General features: G+C 68.9%; 17 protein-coding genes and 1 pseudogene. 13 read left to right on the top strand and 5 right to left on the bottom strand.

What is annotated here, in order from left to right:
- The first annotated feature begins 20 nt into the window (after nt 1-20).
- A complete protein-coding gene (locus JHL17_RS14055) occupies nt 21-458 on the top strand; it encodes a hypothetical protein (protein WP_200194098.1) in 438 nt (145 codons plus the stop codon).
- A gap of 68 nt (nt 459-526) precedes the next feature.
- On the opposite strand, the gene JHL17_RS14050 is transcribed toward JHL17_RS14055, so the two are convergent.
- Entirely contained in the window at nt 527-1024 is a 498-nt protein-coding gene (locus JHL17_RS14050) for a nuclear transport factor 2 family protein (RefSeq protein WP_247893531.1), read from the bottom strand.
- A gap of 246 nt (nt 1025-1270) precedes the next feature.
- Between JHL17_RS14050 and JHL17_RS14045 the strand changes: the two genes are divergently transcribed.
- The gene (locus tag JHL17_RS14045; protein WP_200194097.1) at nt 1271-1633 is read left to right on the top strand and encodes a hypothetical protein; all 363 of its coding nucleotides are present in this window, start codon (nt 1271-1273) and stop codon (nt 1631-1633) included.
- A 17-nt stretch (nt 1634-1650) separates the two neighbouring features.
- On the opposite strand, the gene JHL17_RS14040 is transcribed toward JHL17_RS14045, so the two are convergent.
- Together JHL17_RS14040 and JHL17_RS14035 are read right to left on the bottom strand one after the other, a co-directional pair.
- A complete protein-coding gene (locus JHL17_RS14040; protein WP_200194095.1) occupies nt 1651-2187 on the bottom strand; it encodes an HD domain-containing protein in 537 nt (178 codons plus the stop codon).
- A gap of 46 nt (nt 2188-2233) precedes the next feature.
- Complete coding sequence (locus JHL17_RS14035; protein WP_247893530.1) at nt 2234-2668, bottom strand: hypothetical protein; 435 nt, start codon at nt 2666-2668, stop codon at nt 2234-2236.
- A gap of 273 nt (nt 2669-2941) precedes the next feature.
- Between JHL17_RS14035 and JHL17_RS14030 the strand changes: the two are divergent.
- From JHL17_RS14030 to JHL17_RS13980, 11 genes and pseudogenes are all read left to right on the top strand, one after another.
- Nucleotides 2942-3632: pseudogene (locus tag JHL17_RS14030) on the top strand (IS5 family transposase).
- Nucleotides 3633-3782: 150 nt separating this feature from the next.
- The gene (locus tag JHL17_RS14025; RefSeq protein WP_200194093.1) at nt 3783-4322 is read left to right on the top strand and encodes a sigma-70 family RNA polymerase sigma factor; all 540 of its coding nucleotides are present in this window, start codon (nt 3783-3785) and stop codon (nt 4320-4322) included.
- A 10-nt stretch (nt 4323-4332) separates the two neighbouring features.
- Nucleotides 4333-5364, top strand: coding sequence for a FecR family protein (locus tag JHL17_RS14020; RefSeq protein WP_200194092.1), 1032 nt, complete (start codon nt 4333-4335; stop codon nt 5362-5364).
- A gap of 95 nt (nt 5365-5459) precedes the next feature.
- A complete protein-coding gene (locus JHL17_RS14015; RefSeq protein WP_200194091.1) occupies nt 5460-7871 on the top strand; it encodes a TonB-dependent receptor in 2412 nt (803 codons plus the stop codon).
- A gap of 6 nt (nt 7872-7877) precedes the next feature.
- Nucleotides 7878-9086: an MFS transporter gene (locus JHL17_RS14010; protein WP_200194090.1), complete on the top strand. Its 1209-nt coding sequence runs from the start codon at nt 7878-7880 to the stop codon at nt 9084-9086.
- A 4-nt stretch (nt 9087-9090) separates the two neighbouring features.
- Entirely contained in the window at nt 9091-10251 is a 1161-nt protein-coding gene (locus tag JHL17_RS14005; RefSeq protein ID WP_200194088.1) for an ABC transporter substrate-binding protein, read from the top strand.
- A complete protein-coding gene (locus JHL17_RS14000; RefSeq protein WP_345773807.1) occupies nt 10248-11312 on the top strand; it encodes a FecCD family ABC transporter permease in 1065 nt (354 codons plus the stop codon). The genes JHL17_RS14005 and JHL17_RS14000 overlap by 4 nt, the downstream gene beginning before the upstream one ends.
- A complete protein-coding gene (locus JHL17_RS13995; protein ID WP_200194087.1) occupies nt 11306-12091 on the top strand; it encodes an ABC transporter ATP-binding protein in 786 nt (261 codons plus the stop codon). The genes JHL17_RS14000 and JHL17_RS13995 overlap by 7 nt, the downstream gene beginning before the upstream one ends.
- Nucleotides 12092-12447: 356 nt before the next feature.
- On the top strand, nt 12448-16182 hold the full coding sequence (locus tag JHL17_RS13990) for a PAS domain-containing protein (RefSeq protein WP_200194086.1): 3735 nt from the start codon (nt 12448-12450) through the stop codon (nt 16180-16182).
- Nucleotides 16175-16570 (top strand): response regulator, encoded by a 396-nt coding sequence (locus tag JHL17_RS13985; protein WP_200194085.1) that lies wholly within the window; start codon nt 16175-16177, stop codon nt 16568-16570. Before JHL17_RS13990 ends, JHL17_RS13985 begins: the two co-directional genes overlap by 8 nt.
- Nucleotides 16571-16577: 7 nt before the next feature.
- Nucleotides 16578-17180 (top strand): DUF533 domain-containing protein, encoded by a 603-nt coding sequence (locus JHL17_RS13980; protein WP_200194084.1) that lies wholly within the window; start codon nt 16578-16580, stop codon nt 17178-17180.
- Between the two features lie 29 nt (nt 17181-17209).
- On the opposite strand, the gene JHL17_RS13975 is transcribed toward JHL17_RS13980, so the two are convergent.
- On the bottom strand, nt 17210-17641 hold the full coding sequence (locus tag JHL17_RS13975; protein ID WP_345773806.1) for a CBS domain-containing protein: 432 nt from the start codon (nt 17639-17641) through the stop codon (nt 17210-17212).
- A gap of 79 nt (nt 17642-17720) precedes the next feature.
- Nucleotides 17721-19487 (bottom strand): SLC13 family permease, encoded by a 1767-nt coding sequence (locus JHL17_RS13970; protein WP_200194082.1) that lies wholly within the window; start codon nt 19485-19487, stop codon nt 17721-17723.
- Nucleotides 19488-19501 lie beyond the last annotated feature (14 nt).

Genomic DNA, 19501 nt, shown 5'->3' with positions numbered 1-19501 from the left:
GCCGTTGCGGAGGACCAGACATGACCATCGGCCGTAACCGGATGACTTGGATATGGCGCGGCGGGCTTCTGGCCGCCGTCGCCGTGCTGGCGGGTTCCTGCGCCAACCCGCAGGCGGACTTGGCGTTGCGGGCGCCCGCGGCGATGATCGGCATGAGCAAGGGCAGCCTGCTGTCCTGTGCCGGCGTGCCGGAACGGTCGGCGGTCTCCGGCGATGCGGAGTATCTGGTCTACACGCGCCGGCAGACGCTGGTCGACCGCGACGTCGATTGGGAGCCCAGCCCCTGGCTCGGCCCGCGCGGCCCGATGCTCTGGCAGCCCGACGTGACGACCTGGTCCCGCACCTACAGCTGCGAAGCCACCGTCGAGTTGCGCGGCGGCCAAGTGGCGGCGGTGCGCTACAACGAGAGGCGCGACCCCACGCTGTGCTACGGGATCGTCGGAAATTGCGTGCGCTGATCGCTGGTCCATCACCCGTCACCCTGCCGCCCCTCCCGCCATGATGGAAGAGGCGGCAGGAGACCGGATCAGGCGGCGGGGAGCGGCGAGGCCTGACGGGCCAGCAGCTTCCAGGTGCCGTCGATTTTCTTCCAGACCTGCAGCACCTTGATGTGAGCGGTGTTGGTCTTGCCATCCGGCAGATTGTTGACCGAATCGAAGGTATGACGGGCAATGGCGACGTCGCCGACCAGCTGGATCGCATGGTCGCTGAGGTCGAGCGCCTTGAAGGCGTTCTTGCCGTCCAGGCTGCCGACGAAGGCAGCCTTGTCTTCAAGCCTGCTGTTCGAATGGCCGTAGGTGAGCTGGTCCATCGTCATCGCCCGCAGGGTGGCGCCATCGCCCGCCAGCATGGCGTCGCGGAGCGCGTTCACGGCTTTCGTCACGAGCTGCTGGTCATCATCGGCGGCAAGCGCGGTGGCCAGGGGGGCGACGACGGCGGGCATGGCCAAGCCGGCGGCCACGGAGGCCAGCAGGACGCGACGCGAGCGGATATGGCCGGATTTGAATGCAGACTTCTTGAGCATGGTGATCCTCCCAATCGATTGCCGTTGCGCCCACCCGCGGTGGAGCAGGCGCAAGACTAGTATACTAGTATTCAAATCAGTGCTGCAAACAGTTTGTCCGCGCGCCGATTGATCCCGGGACAAATGGAGCGCCGGCCGCATGGGTCATGTAACTTTCCGCAGATCCTCTTGTGATGGGCTGCGTCCGGCCGTCCAGGCGTCTATGCTCGCCCTCCTTGACCAAGGGGACGAGAGCGAGGGGACGACATGGCGGGCAGACGGCGCAAGATGCCGCGCAAGCGCAAAGGCAGGCAGGCAACGGCGGTCCGCGGATCGGCGGCGGAGAGCATCGCCGCCGGCCGGGCATCGCCGGGTGGCATCGCGACGGCGATCCGCGGGCCGACCGCCGGGGCCAAGAACCGCAGGGTGCGTTTCTCGGCCACCCCCGATGCCGCCGCCGGCCGCTTCCTCAGCCCGGAACAGCAATATCTGTTGAAGAAGCGGCGTGAGGCCGAACAGCGCGACGCGAAGGATCGCCGCACCGCGCTCGCCATCATCCTGGCGCTGGTCGTGCTGGCGGCCGGCGCGGTCGCCGGCCTGGTCTGGCTCTGGCGTTCCTCGATGGTCTGAGAAGCGCCGGCCCGGCTTCAGTGCCGCGCCGCGGCCAGGGCGGCGGCGTAGCGCTCGGCCAACAGCGGACTGGCCGCGGCGCAGGCCGCGGCCACCAGGCGGGATCCTTCGACGTAGTCTTCGGCGCGTTCGACGCTCCAGGACAGCGGGCGTTCGACCGCCAGCGCCTTGAGGATCGAGATCTGCTCGGCCAGCTTGATGCGCTTGGCCCCCTCCGGCGCGGCGGCGAGGCGCTCGGCCTGGATCGCCTTGCGCTCGGCGATCGCCCTGCCGACATCCTCCGGCGCATCGCTGACCGCCGCGACGAGGTCGGCGACTTCCCGGCCGAACCGCTGGGCCAGATCCTCGACCGTGGTCAGGCCGTCCTCGACCGCGTCGTGCAGCCAGGCCGCGGCGACCTCCGCCGGCGAACCGCCGGCCTGCGCCACCAGTTCCGCCGTCTCCGACAGGTGCGACACGAAGGGCGTGCGCGCCCGATCCGGCCGATAGGTGCCGTCATGCAGGGCGGCTGCGTAGCGCAGAGCCGCGACGATCACTTGCTTGTCCATGGACATGTGCTTTCCTCCGTGCCGCAGGCGGGCGGCGAAGGCCCTGGCCCGTTCAGGCAGCGTTTGCGGCGGGAGCATGGCGACAGCCGCTCTCGAACGCGCGCAGCCTGTTCCGGAAATGGTCCGCCGTCGCGCGGTCGAAGTCCAGGATCTCGGCCGGCGGCACATCGCCGCGGATCCGCATATGGATCGCCACCCGTCCGTCATGCGTCAGATGCAGGTCGAAGTCGCCGATCAGCCTGTGGGAACCTTCGCCACAGTCCTCGCCATGATGGGCGCGGTACAGGACCTGCGCACCGCCTTCCCGCTCCACCAGTTCGACGGTACCGGCATCGGCCATGCGCCGCGCGAGCGCACCGGCCTCGACCTGCAGACGGGCGACCACCTGTGCGAAGGCGGCACGGATGCCGGAATCGAGCGGTTCATGGTCGAGGGCACGTTGGGCCGGGGCAACGGACCAGCGATGGGACAAGGCATCGTGAGGCATCGGAAATGGCACTCCTGGAGGGAGGCGTGGACGGGCCGATCCCGGCGCGTCTCCCGTCCATTTCCTTAACATGCTGCACCGCAGCAGCAGGGCGCGACATATCGTCAAGTGGTATGACCAGTGTGCGGCCCTGCCCTGTCGAAGGGGTGGTTGCGGACGTTGGTGCAAAAAGGCTGGGCTGGTGGCGGTCGTGAGGGCAAACGGGCATAGAAGCGGCCCGCTGAGTCCGAGACTCCGACGCTCCACAAGGTCAACGAGCCGCGCCGTCACAAGATCCCGAAGGCCCGGTACCGTGTGGAGAACTGGGCGGCCTACGATGCGGCGCAGCGCCGATCTGGCCGTCTCGTCGGCGCTTGCCAGGACGGACGGGCCGGTCACCATGGTCATCGATTCCACCGGGCTGAAGATGTTCGGCCGGGGCGAGTGGCACCTGGAAAAGCACGGCGGCACAGCGCGCCGATGCTGGCGCAAGCTGCACTTGGCCGTCGATCCCGCCACCGGCGCGATCCTCGCCTCGGCGTTGACAGGCAACGAGGAGGGAGACGCCTCGCTGGTCGATCCTTTGCTCGACCAGGTCACGGGCCCGATCGGCTCGGTGCTGGCGGACGGCGCCTACGACGGCGAGCCCGTCTATCGTGCTGTCGCCGAGCGTGCTCCGGACACCGAGGTGATCATCCCGCTGCGTGCGACCGCGGTGCCAAGCGACACCGCCGAGAGCGCCCCCACCCTGCGCGACCATCACATCCAGACGATCAAGGAGCGTGGTCGGCTGGGCTGGCAGCGAGCCGTCCAATGCGGCAGGAGATCGTTGGTCGAGGTGGCGATACTTCGGTCCACGGTTTTGATCGGACGCAGCCTGCGCGCCCGCACTCCGCCCGCACGAAAAGCCGAAGCCAAGGCCGCCTGCGCTGTCATCAATCGCATGACCAGCCTCGGCATGCCAGACTCCCGGAAGGTCGTCTGATCTCCACCGCCTTTGGGCAAAATCCGTCCGCAGGCCGAGTTCTGCACCAAGCTCTATAAAACGGCGACTTCCACTTTACGCCGCAAACATGATAGTGATTGTCATTCTCATGCTTGTGTTCAGGCGGACCAGGGGCCGGGGGGTCAGTATATGTCCATTAAACAACCTGTACTCGAAGAAGCTTGTGGGACCGCTCAGTTTGGACTGCTCTATAGCGAGCATCATGGCTGGCTGCACAACTGGTTACGACGCAGGTTAGGATGTACGCACAACGCGGCCGATGTGGCGCAGGACACATTCCTGCGTATCCTGGCCTCACGCGACGCGTTGCTGGGCATCCGCGAACCCCGTGCCTTCCTCACCACCACGGCGAAGCGTCTGCTGTTGGATCGTGCGCGCCGCCAGACGATCGAGCAGGCCTATCTGGCCGAGCTGGCGCTCGCTGCCGAGACGATAGCCGGCCATCCGTCGCCGGAGGATGTGCTCGCCGCGGTACAGGCGCTCGAGCAGATCGGCGCTGCCTTGCAGGCGGTGTCGGCCAGGGCGCGGGAGGCCTTCCTGATGCATTATCTGGACGGCCAGACCCATGCCTCCATCGCCGGTCACCTCGGCGTGTCGACGCGGATGGTGCAGAAATATCTGGCGCAGTGCCTGTTGCAGTGCTGCCGGGTGCGCGACAGCCATCTGTGAGGCGCCCGACATGAGTGCGAAAACCCGGAACACGGCCGACGATGCCATTGCCGAAGAGGCGGCGCGGTGGGTGGTTGCGCTGACGGCGGACAGTGCGGTCGAGCGCGAACAGGCCCGTGCCGGTTTCGAGCGCTGGCAGAAGGAGGATCATCGCCATGCCGAAGCCGCCGCCGGCATGGAACATCTGGTGGAACAGCTGCAGCGTATGCGCGCCGGGGGCACCACCCGGCCAGCCCGCGCCGCCTTGAACGCAGCGCTTGCCAACGGCAGGCGTACACGCTCCCGCCGTCTGGTGGCGGCGCTTGCGATCGTCCTGGCGCTCGGCCTGCCGGGCTGGCTGGCGGTTCGGGCCTATCCCCCCACCGAGCTGATGGCCACCCTGACCGCCGATGCGCACACGGGGACCGGGGAATGGGCCACCCGGACGTTGGCCGACAATACCCGGTTGACGCTCGGCAGCGGCAGCGCCGTCGATCTGCATTTCGACGAAAGCCGGCGGACGGTGGAACTGCTGCGGGGAGAGATTTTCGTCGATGTGGCGCCCGATGCCAACCGCCCGTTCGTGGTGGAGACGCCGCAAGGCCGGATGCGGGCGCTGGGCACGCGCTTCTCGGTATCCCGGGAGACGGACAGGGGAGAGGATGCCACCGTGCTGACGGTGGTCGAATCCAAGGTTTCCGTCGAAATCCCGGCGTCGCCGGACCGTCTGGTCGTCCAGGCCGGCCAGCGCCTGCGGCTGACCGCCGCCGGGCCGGGGCCGGTGACCGCCGTCGACGTGCGCAGCGTCGAGGGCGCCTGGCGTTTCCGCCAGCTGGTGGTGCAGGGGGAACCGTTGCCGGACGTGCTGGAGCGGTTGAGCCGCTACCGTCGGGGCCTCATCCACTACGACCGTGCCGCGCTGCAATCCTATACGGTCTCCGCCGTCCTGCCGCTGGACGATACCGACCGGGCGCTCAGTCTGCTGGCAGCCAGCTTCCCAGCCATCCGGGTACGGACCCTGACCCCCTGGGTGGTGCTGGTGGACGCGCCGGGCCCCCCATAAACGGAGCGCGGAAAAAAGTTCTGCCGGGTCGGTTCGGCTTTCCGGATCTCGTCCGTCAAGGGAAGCGAGACCTCCGCCATGGAAAGCCGTCCAACATGTCGTTCAAGCACGCCCGCGCCGCCGTCCTCCCTCTTGCCGCAGCCCTGCTGTTCACCACCGCCGGCGTCGTGCCGGCCCGCGCCCAGTCCGCCGGCCAACCCGTTGCCCGCTACGACATTCAGGCCGGCCCGCTGGCCGACGCGCTGAACCACTTCGCGCAGCAGTCCGGCACCGCCATCGTCGTGGATGCCGAAAAGGTGAAGGGGCTGCGCTCTCCCGGCCTCCGGGGCAGCTATGGCGTGGACGAGGGGTTCACGGCACTGCTGCAAGGCAGCGGCTACCGCATCGCCAGGACGCCGGCCGGCTATGTCCTGGTGCCGGCATCGGTGGCGGGGCAAGCCGAGGCCGATGGGGCGATGACGCTGCCGGAGGTGACGGTATCCGCCGGCGCGACGCATCCGGACGCGTTGCCGCAGGCTTACGCCGGCGGACAGGTGGCGCGCGGCGGGCGCATCGGCATGCTGGGCAACCGCGATATCATGGACACGCCGTTCAGCGTCACCAGCTACACCGCGAAGAAGATCGAGGACGATCAGGCGACCACCGTCGCCGACGTGGTGGCCGGCGATCCGTCGGTGCGGACCAGCGGCCAGACCGGCGGTATGCTCGATTCCTTCTTCATCCGCGGCTTTCCCGTCGGCGAGGGCAACCTCGGCGAGATCAGCTTCGACGGCGTCTATGGCGTCGCTCCCAACTACCGCGTCTTCGCCGACTACGCGGAGCGGGTCGAGGTGATCAAGGGCCCCACCGCGCTGCTGTCCGGCATGTCGCCCAGCAGCAGCATCGGCGGCGGCATCAACATCGTTCCCAAGCGCGCCGCCGATACCGACCTGACGCGGCTGACGGCCGAATATGTCGGCACTTCGCAGTTCGGCGGACAGCTGGACGTCGGTCGCCGCTTCGGCCCCAACGGCGAGTTCGGCGTCCGCTTCAACGGCAGCTACCGGGGCGGCGACACGCCGCTGGACAACCAGTCGCGCGAGGCGCGCGTCGGCGCGCTGGCCCTCGACTATCGTGGCGAACGGTTCCGCGCCTCCCTCGACCTGCTGGAGCAGAAGGAGGACTTCGACGCGCCGTCCCGTCCGTTCCTGGTCGCGGCCGGCGTGCCCGTTCCCTCGGCGCCCGATGGCCGGCGCAACATCACCCAGCCCTGGGCATGGTCGGAGGCCACCGACCGCGCGGCGCTCCTGCGCGGCGAATACGACCTGACCGACAGCGTGACGGTGTTCGCCAATGCCGGCGGCGGCTGGACCGAGGTGGAGCGGCTTTTCGGCACGCCGACCATCCTCAACCCGCGCGGCGACACCAGCGAGACGCCGGAGCACTACAAGTTCGACGTCGAGCGCTCGACGCTGGATGCCGGATTGCGCGCGCGCTTCGACACCGCCATGGTCAGCCACAGCATGACCGTCCAGGCAAGCCGCTACCACGACACGCTGTCGCGCGCTCTGACGGCCGGCCGGGCGGTGACGTCGAACATCTACAGCCCGGTCGACCGGATCGCCCAGTCGGTCGCTGCGCCAAGCTGGGTGCCGAAGATCTCGGAAACCGACCTGACCGGCGTCGCGCTGTCCGATACGCTGGGCATCCTGGACGACCGCGTGCAGTTGGTCCTGGGCGTCCGGCAGCAGACCATCAAGTCGGAAAACTTCAGCGCCACGACCGGCGCCACCACCTCGTCTTATAAGAAGAGCACGGTCACGCCCATGGCCGCCCTCGTCTTCAAGCCGAGCGACAGGGTCACCGTCTATGCCAACTACATCGAGGGGCTGAGCAAGGGCGATGTCGCGCCGGCCACCGCCGTCAATGCCGGCGAGGCCCTGTCCCCCTATGTCGCCAAGCAGTACGAGGCCGGCGTGAAGCTCGACTTCGGCCAGTTGGGCGCCGCCGCCAGCGTATTCCAGATCACCAAGCCGTCGGGGCAACTGGCCGGCAATGTCTATTCGGCCGGAGGCGAGCAGCGCAACCGCGGCCTGGAACTCTCCGTCTTCGGCGAGGTGGTGCCGTCGGTCCGGTTGCTGGCCGGCGTGACCTTCATCGACGCCGAACTGACCAGGACCAACAGCGCCGCCACCCGCGGCAACGCGCCGGTCGGCGTGCCGAAGGTGTTGGCGAACCTCAGCGCCGAGTGGGACACGCCGTTCCTGGACGCCCTCACCGTGGTCGGCAGCGTCGCGCACACCAGCGGGCAATACGTCAACGTCGCCAACACGCAGCGCATTCCGGCCTGGACCCGGCTCGACCTGGGTGCACGCTACCGCACCACCATTCACGACCGGCCCGTCACCGTCCGGGCGACGGTGCAGAACGTGCTGGACACCGAATACTGGTCCGGCGTGGCGAGCTGGGGCGGCGTGTCGCAGGGGGCGCCGCGCACCGCGCTGCTGTCCGTCTCGACCGATTTCTGAAGCCGGATGACCAGCGTTTCCCTGGCGCCGGACCGTGTCCGGCGCGCCGTCCGGATCCTGTTCGTGGTCCAGTTCATCTCCATGGGGGCCATGGAGATGAGCGGTCCCTTCTGGCCGGTCCATCTCGCCTCCTACGACCCGCCGGGCTGGCTGTTCGGCGTCGCGGGGACTGTCGTCTATGTCGGGCCGATGCTGGGCGTCGCGCTGACCGGTTCCTTCTGGGGACGGGTCGGCGACCGCTTCGGACACCGGCCGATGATGATCCGGGCCTTGCTCGGACTCGCGCTGACACAGCTGGCGCTGGCCCTTGCCGGCGACGTCTGGACGATCCTGGCGCTGCGTTTCCTGCAAGGGGCCTGTGCCGGATACATCGCCCCGGCCCAGGCCTATGGGGTCGGCATCGAATCGCCTGCGGCGCGAACGCGTCTCTTCGCTCATCTGCAGGTTTCCACCAACGTCGGTTCGGTCGTCGGGGCGGTGGCGGGTGGCGTGATCCTCGATCACGCGGCGTTCTTCTGGATCAACGCCGCCGCCGCCACGATATGCGCCGCCTGTGCGGTGGCCGTGGCGACGCTGTTGCCCGACACGCCTCCGCCCACCTCCGGTACCAAGACCCCGGTGCCGGCAGACCGGCCCACGGCGGGATCCCGGCTGCCGGCGCCGGTTCTCGCCCTGCTCGGCGTCATGGGGCTGCTGCTCGCCGCCCGCATGATCACGCAAGCGCCCTTCTCGCTGTATGTGACGTCGGTTCTGGGTGCCGGCACCGGGGTGACGGGGCTGTGCTACGCGATGCTGGCGCTGGGCTTCGTGATCGCGGCTCCCGCCTGGGCCCGGCACTTCGAGGGCATGGCGCGGACGGCGACGCTTCGCCGGATGACATGGGTGGCGGCGGGCTGCGCCGGCCTGACGGCAGTCGCCGGCCTGACCGCCAGCGTCGCCGTCTTCGCCGCCGTCTATCTCGCCTGGGGCGTCCTGCTGGGGGCCACGACACCAGTGCTGATGGCGCTGGTCTCCCGCGCGACGGACGGGGCGCGGCAGGGCCGGATCCTCGGCGTGGCGCAGAGCACGACGCAGGGCGCCTCCATGGCCGGCATCGCCCTGGGGGTCGGACTGGGCCAGACGGTCGGATTCGAGCACACGTATTTCTTCGTCGCCGCGGCCTACGCGGCGAGCGCCGTCGCCCTGTGGGCGGCGGCACGCGACCGACACAGGTGACATCATGGCGTTCCTCGGCAAACCGACGATCCTCGCGGGCCTCTGCGCACTGTGCATCCTGTCGGCGTTCGGCATCCCGGCATCCGGTGCGGCGAAGGCGGCATCGGTGACCGACCTCGCTGGACGCACGGTGGAGGTCCGCACGCCGGTGCGGCGCGTCATCCTCGGCGAGGGGCGGCAGCTCTACGTCGTGGCGCTGCTGGACCGCGAGGATCCGACCCGCCGCATCGCCGGCTGGCGCAAGGATCTGATCCAGGCCGATCCGGACACCTACAACCAATATCTGCGGGCCTTTCCGGAGATCGCCCGCATCCCGACCTTCGGCGGAATCGACGACGGTACCTTCGACCTGGAGAAGGCGATCGCCCTGCAGCCCGACGCCCTCATCCTCAACATCGAAGCGCAGCGGTCCACCGAGGACGCACGCATCATCGAGAAGCTGGGGGCGCTGGGCATTCCGGTCGTCTACGCCGATTTCCGCCATAAGCCGCTGGAGAACACCGAGCCGACGATCCGCCTGTTCGGCCGGCTGTTCGGGCAGGAGGAGCGCGCCGAGGCCTTCATCGCCTTCCGCGCCGAACAGATTCGGCGCGTCACCGACGTGATCGCCGCCAGCAGGCCGCCGCGCCCGAAAATCTTCATCGAGCGGATCGGCGGCTACACCCCGGACTGCTGCCTGACCTTCGGCGACGAGAATTTCGGCCGGCTGGTGGAGATGGCCGGCGGCAGCAACATCGCCAGGGATCTGATCCCCGGCACGTTCGGGCAATTGAGTCCGGAGCGGGTGATCGCCGCCAACCCCGATCAGGTGGTGGTGACCAGCGCCAATTGGGAAGCCTATGTTCCCGGCGGCGGCTGGATCGGCGTCGGGCCGGGCGCCGACCTGAGCGAAGCCGCGCGCAAGCTGAGGGCCTTCACCGGACGCCCCGCCTACACCGGCATCCGGGCCAACGCCACCGGATCCTTCCACGCCATCTGGCACCAGTTCTACAACAGCCCCTACCAGTTCGTGGCGCTCCAGCAGCTCGCCAAATGGTTCCATCCCACCCTGTTCGTCGACCTCGACCCGGAAGCGACCTTCCGGGAACTGCACGAACGCTTCCTGCCCATCCCCCATCAGCCCGGCTACTTCGTGTCGCTCGGCGGAAAGGCGACCAGCCCGTGACCCAAGCAATGCCATTGCCGGACTCACCGACCCGCCACGGCTACCGCGCGGTGGTCAGGCGCAAGCGGCTGCTGCTCGGCCTGCTGGCGCTGGCGCTGCTGTGCAGTCTGCTGCTCGACCTCGGGCTGGGGTCCGTGCGTCTCGGCCCCTGGGAGGTGGTGCAGGCGCTGCTGTCCCCGGACAGCGTGCCGCCGCAGGCGCGCGTGGTGATCTGGGACATCCGCCTGCCCGTGGCGCTGATGGCCGTGGTCGTCGGCGCGGCGCTGTCGCTGGCCGGAGCGCAGATGCAGACGATCCTCAACAATCCCCTGGCCAGCCCCTTCACCCTGGGCATCTCGGCGGCCGCCAGCTTCGGCGCGGCGCTGGGGCTCGCCTTCGGCCTGCGGCTGCTGCCGGTGGCGGCGGAGTACATGCTGCCGCTGAACGCCTTCGTCATGGCCATGCTCACGGCCCTGATCATCCACGCGCTGAGCCTGCGGCGCGGGGTGACGGCGGAGACCATCGTCCTCCTCGGCATCGCGCTGGTCTTCACCTTCAACGCCCTGCTGGCGCTGGTGCAGTATTTCGCGACAGAGCAGGCGGTCGCCGCCGTGGTGTTCTGGACGATGGGAAGCCTGACCAAGGCCACCTGGGGCAAGCTGGCGATCACCACGGCGGTGCTGGCGGCGACCCTTCCGCTCTTCCTGCGGCGGGCCTGGGCGCTGACGGCGCTGCGACTGGGCGACGACAAGGCGGCCAGCTTCGGCGTGGACGTGCGCCGGCTGCGCCTGCACACGCTGGTGCTGGTCAGCCTGCTGGCCGCGTTCCCGGTGGCCTTCGTCGGCACCATCGGCTTCATCGGGCTGGTCGGCCCCCACATCGCCCGTATGCTGATCGGCGAGGACCAGCGCTTCTTCCTGCCGGCCTCGATGCTGGCGGGGGCGGTCATCCTGTCGCTGAGTTCGGTCGTCAGCAAAATCCTGATCCCGGGGACGATCTTTCCGATCGGGGTCGTCACCTCGCTGATCGGCATTCCGTTCTTCATCTCGCTGATTCTGGGAAGCAGGAGGCGCGCATGGTGACGCTGCAACTCGACGGCGTCGGTGCCTTCCACGGGCGCCATCTCACCATTTCCGGGATCGAGACCCCGGCCTTTACCGGCGGCGAGGTGGTGGCGGTCATCGGCCCGAACGCCGCCGGCAAATCGACGCTGTTCAAGCGCATGGCCGGCCTCTTGGGCGGTCCCGGCGAAGTCGTGGTGGCGGGAACGCAACGCGGGTCCTCGGGCATCTGCTACATGCCCCAGGACCCGCCGACGAGTGCGGCGCTGACCGTCTACGAGTCCGTCCTGCTGGCCCGCAAGCAGAACGCCTCATGGGTGGTGCATGACACGGATCTCACGGCGGTCGACGAGGTCCTGGCGTCCCTGGGCATCGCCGACATCGCCTTCCGCAGTCTGGGTGAACTCAGCGGCGGCCAGCGACAGCTCGCCTCGCTGGCACAGACGCTCGCCCGCGATCCCGAGATCCTGCTGATGGACGAGCCGACGAGCGCGCTGGACCTGCACCGGCAGATGCAGGTGCTGACCCTCGTCCGCGACCTCGCGCGGGAGCGAGGGATTCTCGTCTTCATCGCCCTGCACGACCTCAACCAGGTCCTGCGCTTCGCCGACAAGGTCCTGGTGCTTGCCGGCGGAACGTCCCGTGGCAGCGGCTCCTGCAAGGACGTCATCACCGTCGATCTGCTGCGTCAGGTCTACCGGATCGACGCCCGGATCGAACGCTGCACCCAAGGCAGCAGCCACGTCATCATTGACGGGTATAGCGCTGCCGGTGGCGAAATTCTTCATCAGACTGGCTAACGGGAACTGAGTGTCTATTCGCAGCAGTCACACGTTGACCTCCTTGGGAGCCAGCCGCTTCAGGCGACGTTGGTGCAAAAAGGCCGGGCTGGTGGCGGTCGTGAGGGCGAACGGGCATAGAAGCGGCCCGCTGAGTCCGAGGCCCCGATGCCCCACAAGGCCAACGAGCCGCACCGTCACAAGATTCCAGAGGCCCGGTACCGCGTCCTATCGCATCGGACGCGTGCCGCCCTGCCCCATCGGGCTGTGGCCCGCCTGCGACGACGCGGGTCGTGTGCAGTACCCATCACGCCGTTGCGAACGAATGCCGTCGCCGGCTGTTCCTATCGCTGCCCTTCCCTTTCCGCACGCGGTTCATGCCCCCAGCCCAAGCCTCCCACAGCGACACCCTGTCCGGCGGCCATCTCGCCCAACTTCTCGGCCGCAGGGAGAAGCAGCACGAGTTGCTGGCCCGCTTCGGCATGGCCGCCTTGAAGAGCACCGACATCGGCGCCCTGCGGCAGGAGGCGGCCACCCTGTGCGCCGAAGGCCTGGAGGCCGAACTGTGCGGGGTCCTGGAATGGGTGAAGGACACCGAAGGCGTCGGACACCTGCTGGTCGGCGCCGGGGTCGGCTGGAAGCCAGGCGTGGTCGGACACCGGTCGGTCGGCGTCGACCTTGCGTCCCCCGCCGGCTATTCACTGAAGACCGGCGAGCCGGTCGTCTCCGATGACATCGGCGGTGACCCCCGCTTCCGCTGCCCCGATCTGCTGGCGGAGCATGGAGTGAAGAGCACCATCGCCGTCGTCATCCGCGGCGAGGGCGAACCATTCGGCGTGCTGGAGGCCGACGGCCGCCGCGAGGGCCGCTTCGACGCTGCCGACGCCACGTTCCTCAGAGCGGTCGCCAACCTGCTGGGCGGCGCCATCGACCGCGCCGGCGATGCCGACGAGCGGCGACGCACCGAAGCCCTGCTGCGCGAGAACGAGGCCCAGTTCCGCGGCCTCGCCGACCTGATCCCGCAATTGACCTGGATGGCCGATGCCGGCGGCGCCGTCTACTGGTACAACCGCCGCTGGTATGATTTCACCGGCGCCAAACCGGGCGAGACGGAGGGCTGGAACTGGCGGAGCGTCCACCACCCCGACCATGTCGACCGCGCCTCCGACGGCTTCTTCCGCGCGATCCGGACGGGCGAGCCATGGGAGGACACCTTCCCCTTGCGCGGCAAGGACGGCCGCTATCGCTGGTTCCTGTCCCGCGCCGTGCCGGTGCGCGGCCATGACGGACGCATCCTGCGCTGGCTCGGCACCAACACCGACGTCACCGAGCAGCGCAAGGCCGAATCCCGGGTGACGGAGGCGGAGAAACGGCTGCAACTGGCACTCCGCGCCGCACGGATCGGCGCCTGGTCGTGGAACCTGCGGGAGGACCGCATCGAGGCCGACGCAAGGCTGCGCGAGATCTTCGACTTCACGGCGGATGAGCCGATTTCGGGATCGAATGTGACCGGCCGCGTCCATCCCGACGACCGGCCCCGGATCCAGGAAATCATCGACACCGCCCGGCGGAAGCGCGGCGAATATGACGCCGAATTCCGCATCCTGCTGCCGTCGGGCGAGGTGCGCTGGGCAGTGGCGCGCGGCATCGTGACCGACAGCACGCCGGAACGCAGCCTGACGCTGATCGGCGTGACCTGGGACACCACCGACGCCAAGCGGGCGGAGGAGAAGCTGCGCCTCAGCGAGGAACGCTTTCGCTCGCTGGTGGAGGCGACCGCCGCCATCGTCTGGAACACGTCGGGCGCCGGCCGTTTCGAGGCCCCGCAGCCAAGCTGGAGCTGCTTCACCGGCCAGCGCTTCGAGGAACTGCAGGGCACCGGCTGGGTCGAGGCCATCCACCCCGACGACCGTCCCCACACCTCGGAAGCCTGGCGCGCGGCCCGGGCCGGGCGGACGATCTACAAGGCGGAGCACCGGCTGCGCCGCTACGACGGCGTCTATCGCGACATGCTGGTCCGCGCCGTTCCTCTGCTGGATGCCGGCGGCGGCGTTCAGGAATGGGTCGGCGTCCACACCGACATCACTACGCGGCGCCGGGCCGAGGAGGCTCTGCGCGAGACGGAGGAGCGCTACCGTTTGGCGGCGCAGGCGACCAACGACGCCATCTGGGATTGGAACCTGTCCTCCGACCGCATCCATTGGAACGAGGCGGTGCGCACCCTGTTCGGCTATGGCGAGGATGCGGCCGAGACCTCCGCCTCCTGGTGGATGGACCACATCCATCCCGACGACCAGGACCATGTGGTCACCGGCATCCATGCGGTGATCGACGGCGGCGGCACGCGCTGGAACGACGAATACCGCTTCCGCCGCGCCGACGGCAGCTATGCCAGCATCCTCGACCGCGGATTCGTGCTGCGCAGCCCGATCGGCCAGCCGCTGCGCATGATCGGCGCCATGCAGGACATCAGCGTTCGCAAGCGGGTGGAGGAGGAGCTGGAGGCCGCCCGCCTCGCCGCCGAGGAGGCCAACCGGGCCAAGAGCCTGTTCATCGCCAACATGAGCCATGAACTGCGCACGCCCTTGAGCGCCGTCATCGGCTACACCGAGATGCTGGAGGAGGAGCTGGCCGACCTCGGCGTCGACAGCATGCTGCCCGACCTGGAGAAGATCGAGGCGAACGCCCGCCATCTGCTGAACCTGATCAACGGCGTCCTCGACATCTCCAAGATCGAGGCCGGCAAGATGGAGGTGCATGGCGAGGACGCCGACGTCGCCGACCTGACGCGCGAGGTCGCCGCGACCGTCGAGGCTCTGGTGTCGAAGAAGGGCAACCGGCTGGCGGTGGAGGTGGCCGACGGGGCCGGGCATATGCACACCGACGTGGTGAAGGTGCGCCAGTGCCTGTTCAACCTGCTGAGCAACGCCGCCAAGTTCACCGAGAACGGCACCGTGACCCTGTCGGTGGAACAACGGGCCAGGGACGAGTCCGCGACGCCCCCCGCCGACACGGTGGTCTTCCGCGTCACCGACACCGGCATCGGCATGACTCCGAAGCAGGTCCGGCGGCTGTTCGAACGCTTCATGCAGGCCGACAGCTCCACCACCCGCCGCTTCGGCGGCACCGGGCTGGGGCTGGCGATCACCAAGGCCTTTGCCGACATGCTCGGCGGGGAGATCGCCGTCGACACCGCGTCGGGCACCGGCACCAGCTTCACCCTGCGCCTGCCTGCCGACCTGCGGCATGGCCGCCTGCCCGGCGCCATCGATCATGGTCCCGTCCGGGTGGAGGAGGTCACGCCGGCCCAGGCCGCGCGCGAGACGATCCTGATCATCGACGACGAGCAGGCGATGCGCGAACTGCTCGCCCGCTTCCTGCACCGCGAGGGCTTCGGCGTGGCGCTGGCCGCCGACGGGCAGACCGGCCTGTCCATCGCCCGGCAGATCCGCCCGCGCGCCATCCTGCTGGACGTGATGATGCCGCGGACCGACGGCTGGTCGGTGCTGTCGGTGCTGAAGGCCGAGCCGGACCTTGCCGACATCCCCGTCATCATCGTGTCGTCGCGCCGGGAAAAGGGGCTGGCCCTGTCGCTGGGTGCCGCCGACTATTTCACCAAGCCGGTGGACTGGCAGCGCCTGCACCGGGTGCTTGGCGGCCTCAGCGGCCAGGCTCCCGGCACGGCGCTGGTGCTGATAGAGGCGGACGAGACGCGCGCCCTGCTGGGCGCCGAGCTGGAACGCGACGGCTGGCGGGTCGGCGATGCCGAAACCGAGGAGGAGGCGTTCCGGCAGCTCGCCGCCACGGTGCCGACCGTGATCCTGCTGGACCCCTTCATGCCTGGGCTGGACGGTTTCGCCTTCCTCAAGGCGTTGAGCCGCAACCCCGACTGGAGCCGCATTCCCGTCATCGTCGTCGCCGCCCAGGAGATCGGACACAAAGAGACCGAAGAGCTGCGCGGCCGGGTGCGGGACATCATCCCGCTGGCGGAGGATGGATCGGACGGCATGATCGAGGAGTTGAAGGAAGCGATCGCACGCCTGCGGCCCGCTCCCCCCGAACGGGACAAGGGAAGCGGACCCATGGACGGAACAGGAGGAACCGATGGCTAAGCTGCTGCTGGTCGAGGACCATGAGGAAATCTGGGACTTCCTGTCGCGCCGGCTGAAACGGCGCGGCTTCGACGTCGTTCTCGCCTTCGACGGCCGCCAGGGGGTGGACATGGCGCGCGGCGAGCGGCCGGACGTCATCCTGCTCGACATGAACCTGCCGGTCATCGACGGCTGGACCGCCGCCCGCGAGTTGAAGGCGGGCGAGGAGACCGCCGGCATCCCGATCATCGCCCTGACCGCCCACGCCATGTCCGGCGACCGCGAAAAGACGCTGCAGGCCGGCTGCGACGATTATCACCCGAAGCCCATCGATTTCTCTCGCCTGCTGACCCAGATCGACACCGCCATGCAACGGCGCCCGGAAGCGGCCGCGGGCGCCGGGGAGTAGCCGCAGGATGAGCCATGCCCGTCAGCCGACCAAGCCCGGCCTGCTGAAACGCCTCTTCGCCACGGTGCAGCAGGCGTCCCCATCCGAACCCGCCCCTGCCCTCGTCGCCGGGCCGGCGGGGGAGCCGGGTGCAACGAAATCACGCCTGGGCCATCGGCCGGTGCTGCACGAAATGCTGGCGCGGCAGATCCTCGACGCCCATCTGCGCAACCGCCACCAGCTGCTCGACCGCGCGCCCTCGGATTTCCGGACTTTCAACGCCGAGGAGACCCGTCTGCTGGTCCTCGCCATGGCCGCCGCCGCCCATGCCGACGGCGGGCTGGACGCGGCCGAGCGCGACCGGATCGGCAGCAGGCTCCGCACCAGCAGCCTGGAGGAGGAGGAACGGAGCCGGCTGGAGCGGATGATCGAGGAGCCGCAATGCCTGGAGGAACTGGTCCGTCGGGTCGACACCCCACGGATGGCGGCGCGCTTCTATGCCGTCTCGCTGGCGACGGTGGACAAGAACGCGCCGATCAACCGCTCCTACCTGCGCTATCTCGCCCAGCGTCTGGGCCTTCCGGCCGATCTGGTGGTCCGGCTGAACCGGCAGATGGGGTTGCGCCTGTAGGCGGCGGAAGCGAGGGGCGCCTCCAGTCGTCAGACATCCTGCCCGCTGGCGCTGAGTTCGCTCAGCGCGTTGCGGATCGTGTCGGTTTCCAGCAGCAGCCGGCGCGATATGTCGCTCAGCGTTATCCAGCCGACCACCTGCCCGCCCTCGTCCAGCACCGGCAGGCGCCGCACGTGATAGGCGCCCATGATGTCCATGGCTGTCGCCAACGTGTCGGTGTCGCGGCAGGTGAACAGGGCGCTGGACATCGCCTCGCGCACCCGCACCCGTGCGTTGTCGCCGCCCTCCGCCACCACGCGGAACAGGACGTCGCGGTCGGTCAGGATGCCGACGAGATCGTCCGGCGAGCCGACCGGCAGGGCGCCGACGTCCAGTTCGCCCATCAGCGTCGCGGCCTCCTGGACGGTGGCGTCGGGCGAGATGAACTCCAGCGCTTTCGCCATGATCTCGGAAACCAGCACGGTCGTGATCCTCGTCGATTGGAATTCGGGAACGGAGGCCCTTCGCCGTTGTTCCCCGGACGCCTTCTCGGCCTGCCCTTCAGCCGCCCAGCGGCCAGACCATCACGATCAGCCAGGTTCCCAGCGCCAGGATGATCAGCGACAGGGGCACGCCCAGCCGGGGATAATCGGCGAAGCGGTAGCCGCCCGGTCCCATCACCAGCGTGTTGCATTGGTGGCCGATGGGCGTCAGGAAATCGCTGCCGGCACCGACGGCGACCGCCATCAGGAACGGATCGGGGCTGAGCCCGAGCTGCTGGGCCACCCCGGCGCCGATGGGCGCCATCACCAGGACCGTCGCGGCATTGTTGAGGAAGGGCGTCACCGCCATCGCCGCCGCCATGATCAGCGTCACGCAGGCCACCGCCGGCAGGCCCCGCGCGGCATCGGCCAGCAGGGTGGAGATCACCTGCGTCGCCCCGGTGCTCTCCAGCGTGCCGCTGACCGGGATCAGGGCGGCGAGCAGGATGATGATCGGCCATTCGACCGCGTGGTAGGCATCCTCGACGCTGAGCACGCCGGTGACGATCATCGCCGTGGCCGCAGCCAGGAAGGTGACGGCCAGCGGCGCCAGATGGAAGGCGAGGACCAGCATGGTGACGACGAGGATGCCGACCGGCACCCATACCGGCCGGCGCCGCCCGATCTGCAGGCGGCGTTCGGCCAGCGGGATCAATCCGGCATCGGCGAGCGCATCGGGATAGCGCTCCGCCGGCACCTGGAGCAGCAGCAGGTCGCCCTCCTTGAACATCACATGGTGCAGGCGCCGGGAGATCCGCTCGCCGGCGCGGCTGACCGCCAGCAGGCTGACTCCGAAGCGCCGCCGCAGATCCAGCTTGCGGTCGGAATTGCCGGACAGCGGCGAATCCGGCGTCACCACCGCTTCGACCGCCAGCAGTTCGCCCTCCACCCCTTCCAGGATGCCCAGCGGCTCCAGCGAGGCGCCCTGGACGATGCGCTGCAGGGCGGGGGCGTCGCCTTCCAGCACCAGCACGTCGTCGGCCAGCAAGGTCCAATGCTTGTCCGGCACATAGCGGCGGAACCGCTCGCGGATCAGCCCGATCACCTGCGCCTCGCCCTCCGCCAGGGCGTCGACGTCGCCGACCTTGCGCCCCACGAAGGACGAGGAGGCCGGCAGCCTCATCTCGCTGGCGTAGTTCTCGACCGCGAAGGTCTCCTCCGCCGACCGCGCGCCGCTGCGGTCCTGGGGCAGCAGGCGCCAGCCGACCATCAGGAACAGCAGCCCGACGATCGTGATTCCCAGCCCGACCGGCAGATAGTCGAACATGGAGAAGGGCTGGCCGACGATTTCCGTCCGCACGCGGGACACGATGATGTTGGGCGAGGTGCCGACCAGCGTCATCAGCCCGCCCATCAGGGAAGCGAAGGCCATCGGCATCAGCACCCGATGCGACCCGGTCCGATGCCGCCGCGCCAGCTGCATGGTGATCGGCAGGAAGATGGCAAGCGCGCCGATGTTCTTCATCAGCGCCGACATGAAGGCCACCGACCCGCACAGGAAGGCGATCTGCCGCGTCGGCGTGCTGAGTTTCGCCGCCACCGGGCGTACCAGTGCATCGATCACCCCCGACCGGGCGATCCCGGCGCTGACGATCAGCGCGGAGGCGATGATGATGACGATGTCGTCGGCGAAGCCGGAGAAGGCCTCCTTGGCCGGAACCAGCCCCAGGGCCACGCCGGCCAGCAGGGCCAGTACCGCAACCACGTCGAAGCGCCACCTGTTCCAGACCAGCATCGCCACCACGATGCCCACCAGCGCGAAAGCCATGAACTGCTGCAGGGTCATCGGGTGTCCGTCCA

It is taken from the genome of Azospirillum endophyticum, from assembly GCF_016595245.1.
Lineage (GTDB): Bacteria > Pseudomonadota > Alphaproteobacteria > Azospirillales > Azospirillaceae > Azospirillum > Azospirillum endophyticum.
This window is presented reverse-complemented; position numbering and strand designations above follow the sequence as displayed.

Bases quoted from the DNA above. Each gene is read 5' to 3' on its own strand.
- JHL17_RS14020 (WP_200194092.1), top strand. From the start codon at position 4,333: ATGAGTGCGAAAACCCGGAACACGGCCGACGATGCCATTGCCGAAGAG.
- JHL17_RS14050 (WP_247893531.1), bottom strand. From the start codon at position 1,024: ATGCTCAAGAAGTCTGCATTCAAATCCGGCCATATCCGCTCGCGTCGC.
- JHL17_RS13985 (WP_200194085.1), top strand. From the start codon at position 16,175: ATGGCTAAGCTGCTGCTGGTCGAGGACCATGAGGAAATCTGGGACTTC.
- JHL17_RS14025 (WP_200194093.1), top strand. From the start codon at position 3,783: ATGTCCATTAAACAACCTGTACTCGAAGAAGCTTGTGGGACCGCTCAG.
- JHL17_RS14045 (WP_200194097.1), top strand. From the start codon at position 1,271: ATGGCGGGCAGACGGCGCAAGATGCCGCGCAAGCGCAAAGGCAGGCAG.
- JHL17_RS14040 (WP_200194095.1), bottom strand. From the start codon at position 2,187: ATGTCCATGGACAAGCAAGTGATCGTCGCGGCTCTGCGCTACGCAGCC.
- JHL17_RS13980 (WP_200194084.1), top strand. From the start codon at position 16,578: ATGAGCCATGCCCGTCAGCCGACCAAGCCCGGCCTGCTGAAACGCCTC.
- JHL17_RS13990 (WP_200194086.1), top strand. From the start codon at position 12,448: ATGCCCCCAGCCCAAGCCTCCCACAGCGACACCCTGTCCGGCGGCCAT.
- JHL17_RS14010 (WP_200194090.1), top strand. From the start codon at position 7,878: ATGACCAGCGTTTCCCTGGCGCCGGACCGTGTCCGGCGCGCCGTCCGG.
- JHL17_RS14055 (WP_200194098.1), top strand. From the start codon at position 21: ATGACCATCGGCCGTAACCGGATGACTTGGATATGGCGCGGCGGGCTT.
- JHL17_RS14015 (WP_200194091.1), top strand. From the start codon at position 5,460: ATGTCGTTCAAGCACGCCCGCGCCGCCGTCCTCCCTCTTGCCGCAGCC.
- JHL17_RS13995 (WP_200194087.1), top strand. From the start codon at position 11,306: ATGGTGACGCTGCAACTCGACGGCGTCGGTGCCTTCCACGGGCGCCAT.
- JHL17_RS14005 (WP_200194088.1), top strand. From the start codon at position 9,091: ATGGCGTTCCTCGGCAAACCGACGATCCTCGCGGGCCTCTGCGCACTG.
- JHL17_RS14035 (WP_247893530.1), bottom strand. From the start codon at position 2,668: ATGCCTCACGATGCCTTGTCCCATCGCTGGTCCGTTGCCCCGGCCCAA.
- JHL17_RS13970 (WP_200194082.1), bottom strand. From the start codon at position 19,487: ATGACCCTGCAGCAGTTCATGGCTTTCGCGCTGGTGGGCATCGTGGTG.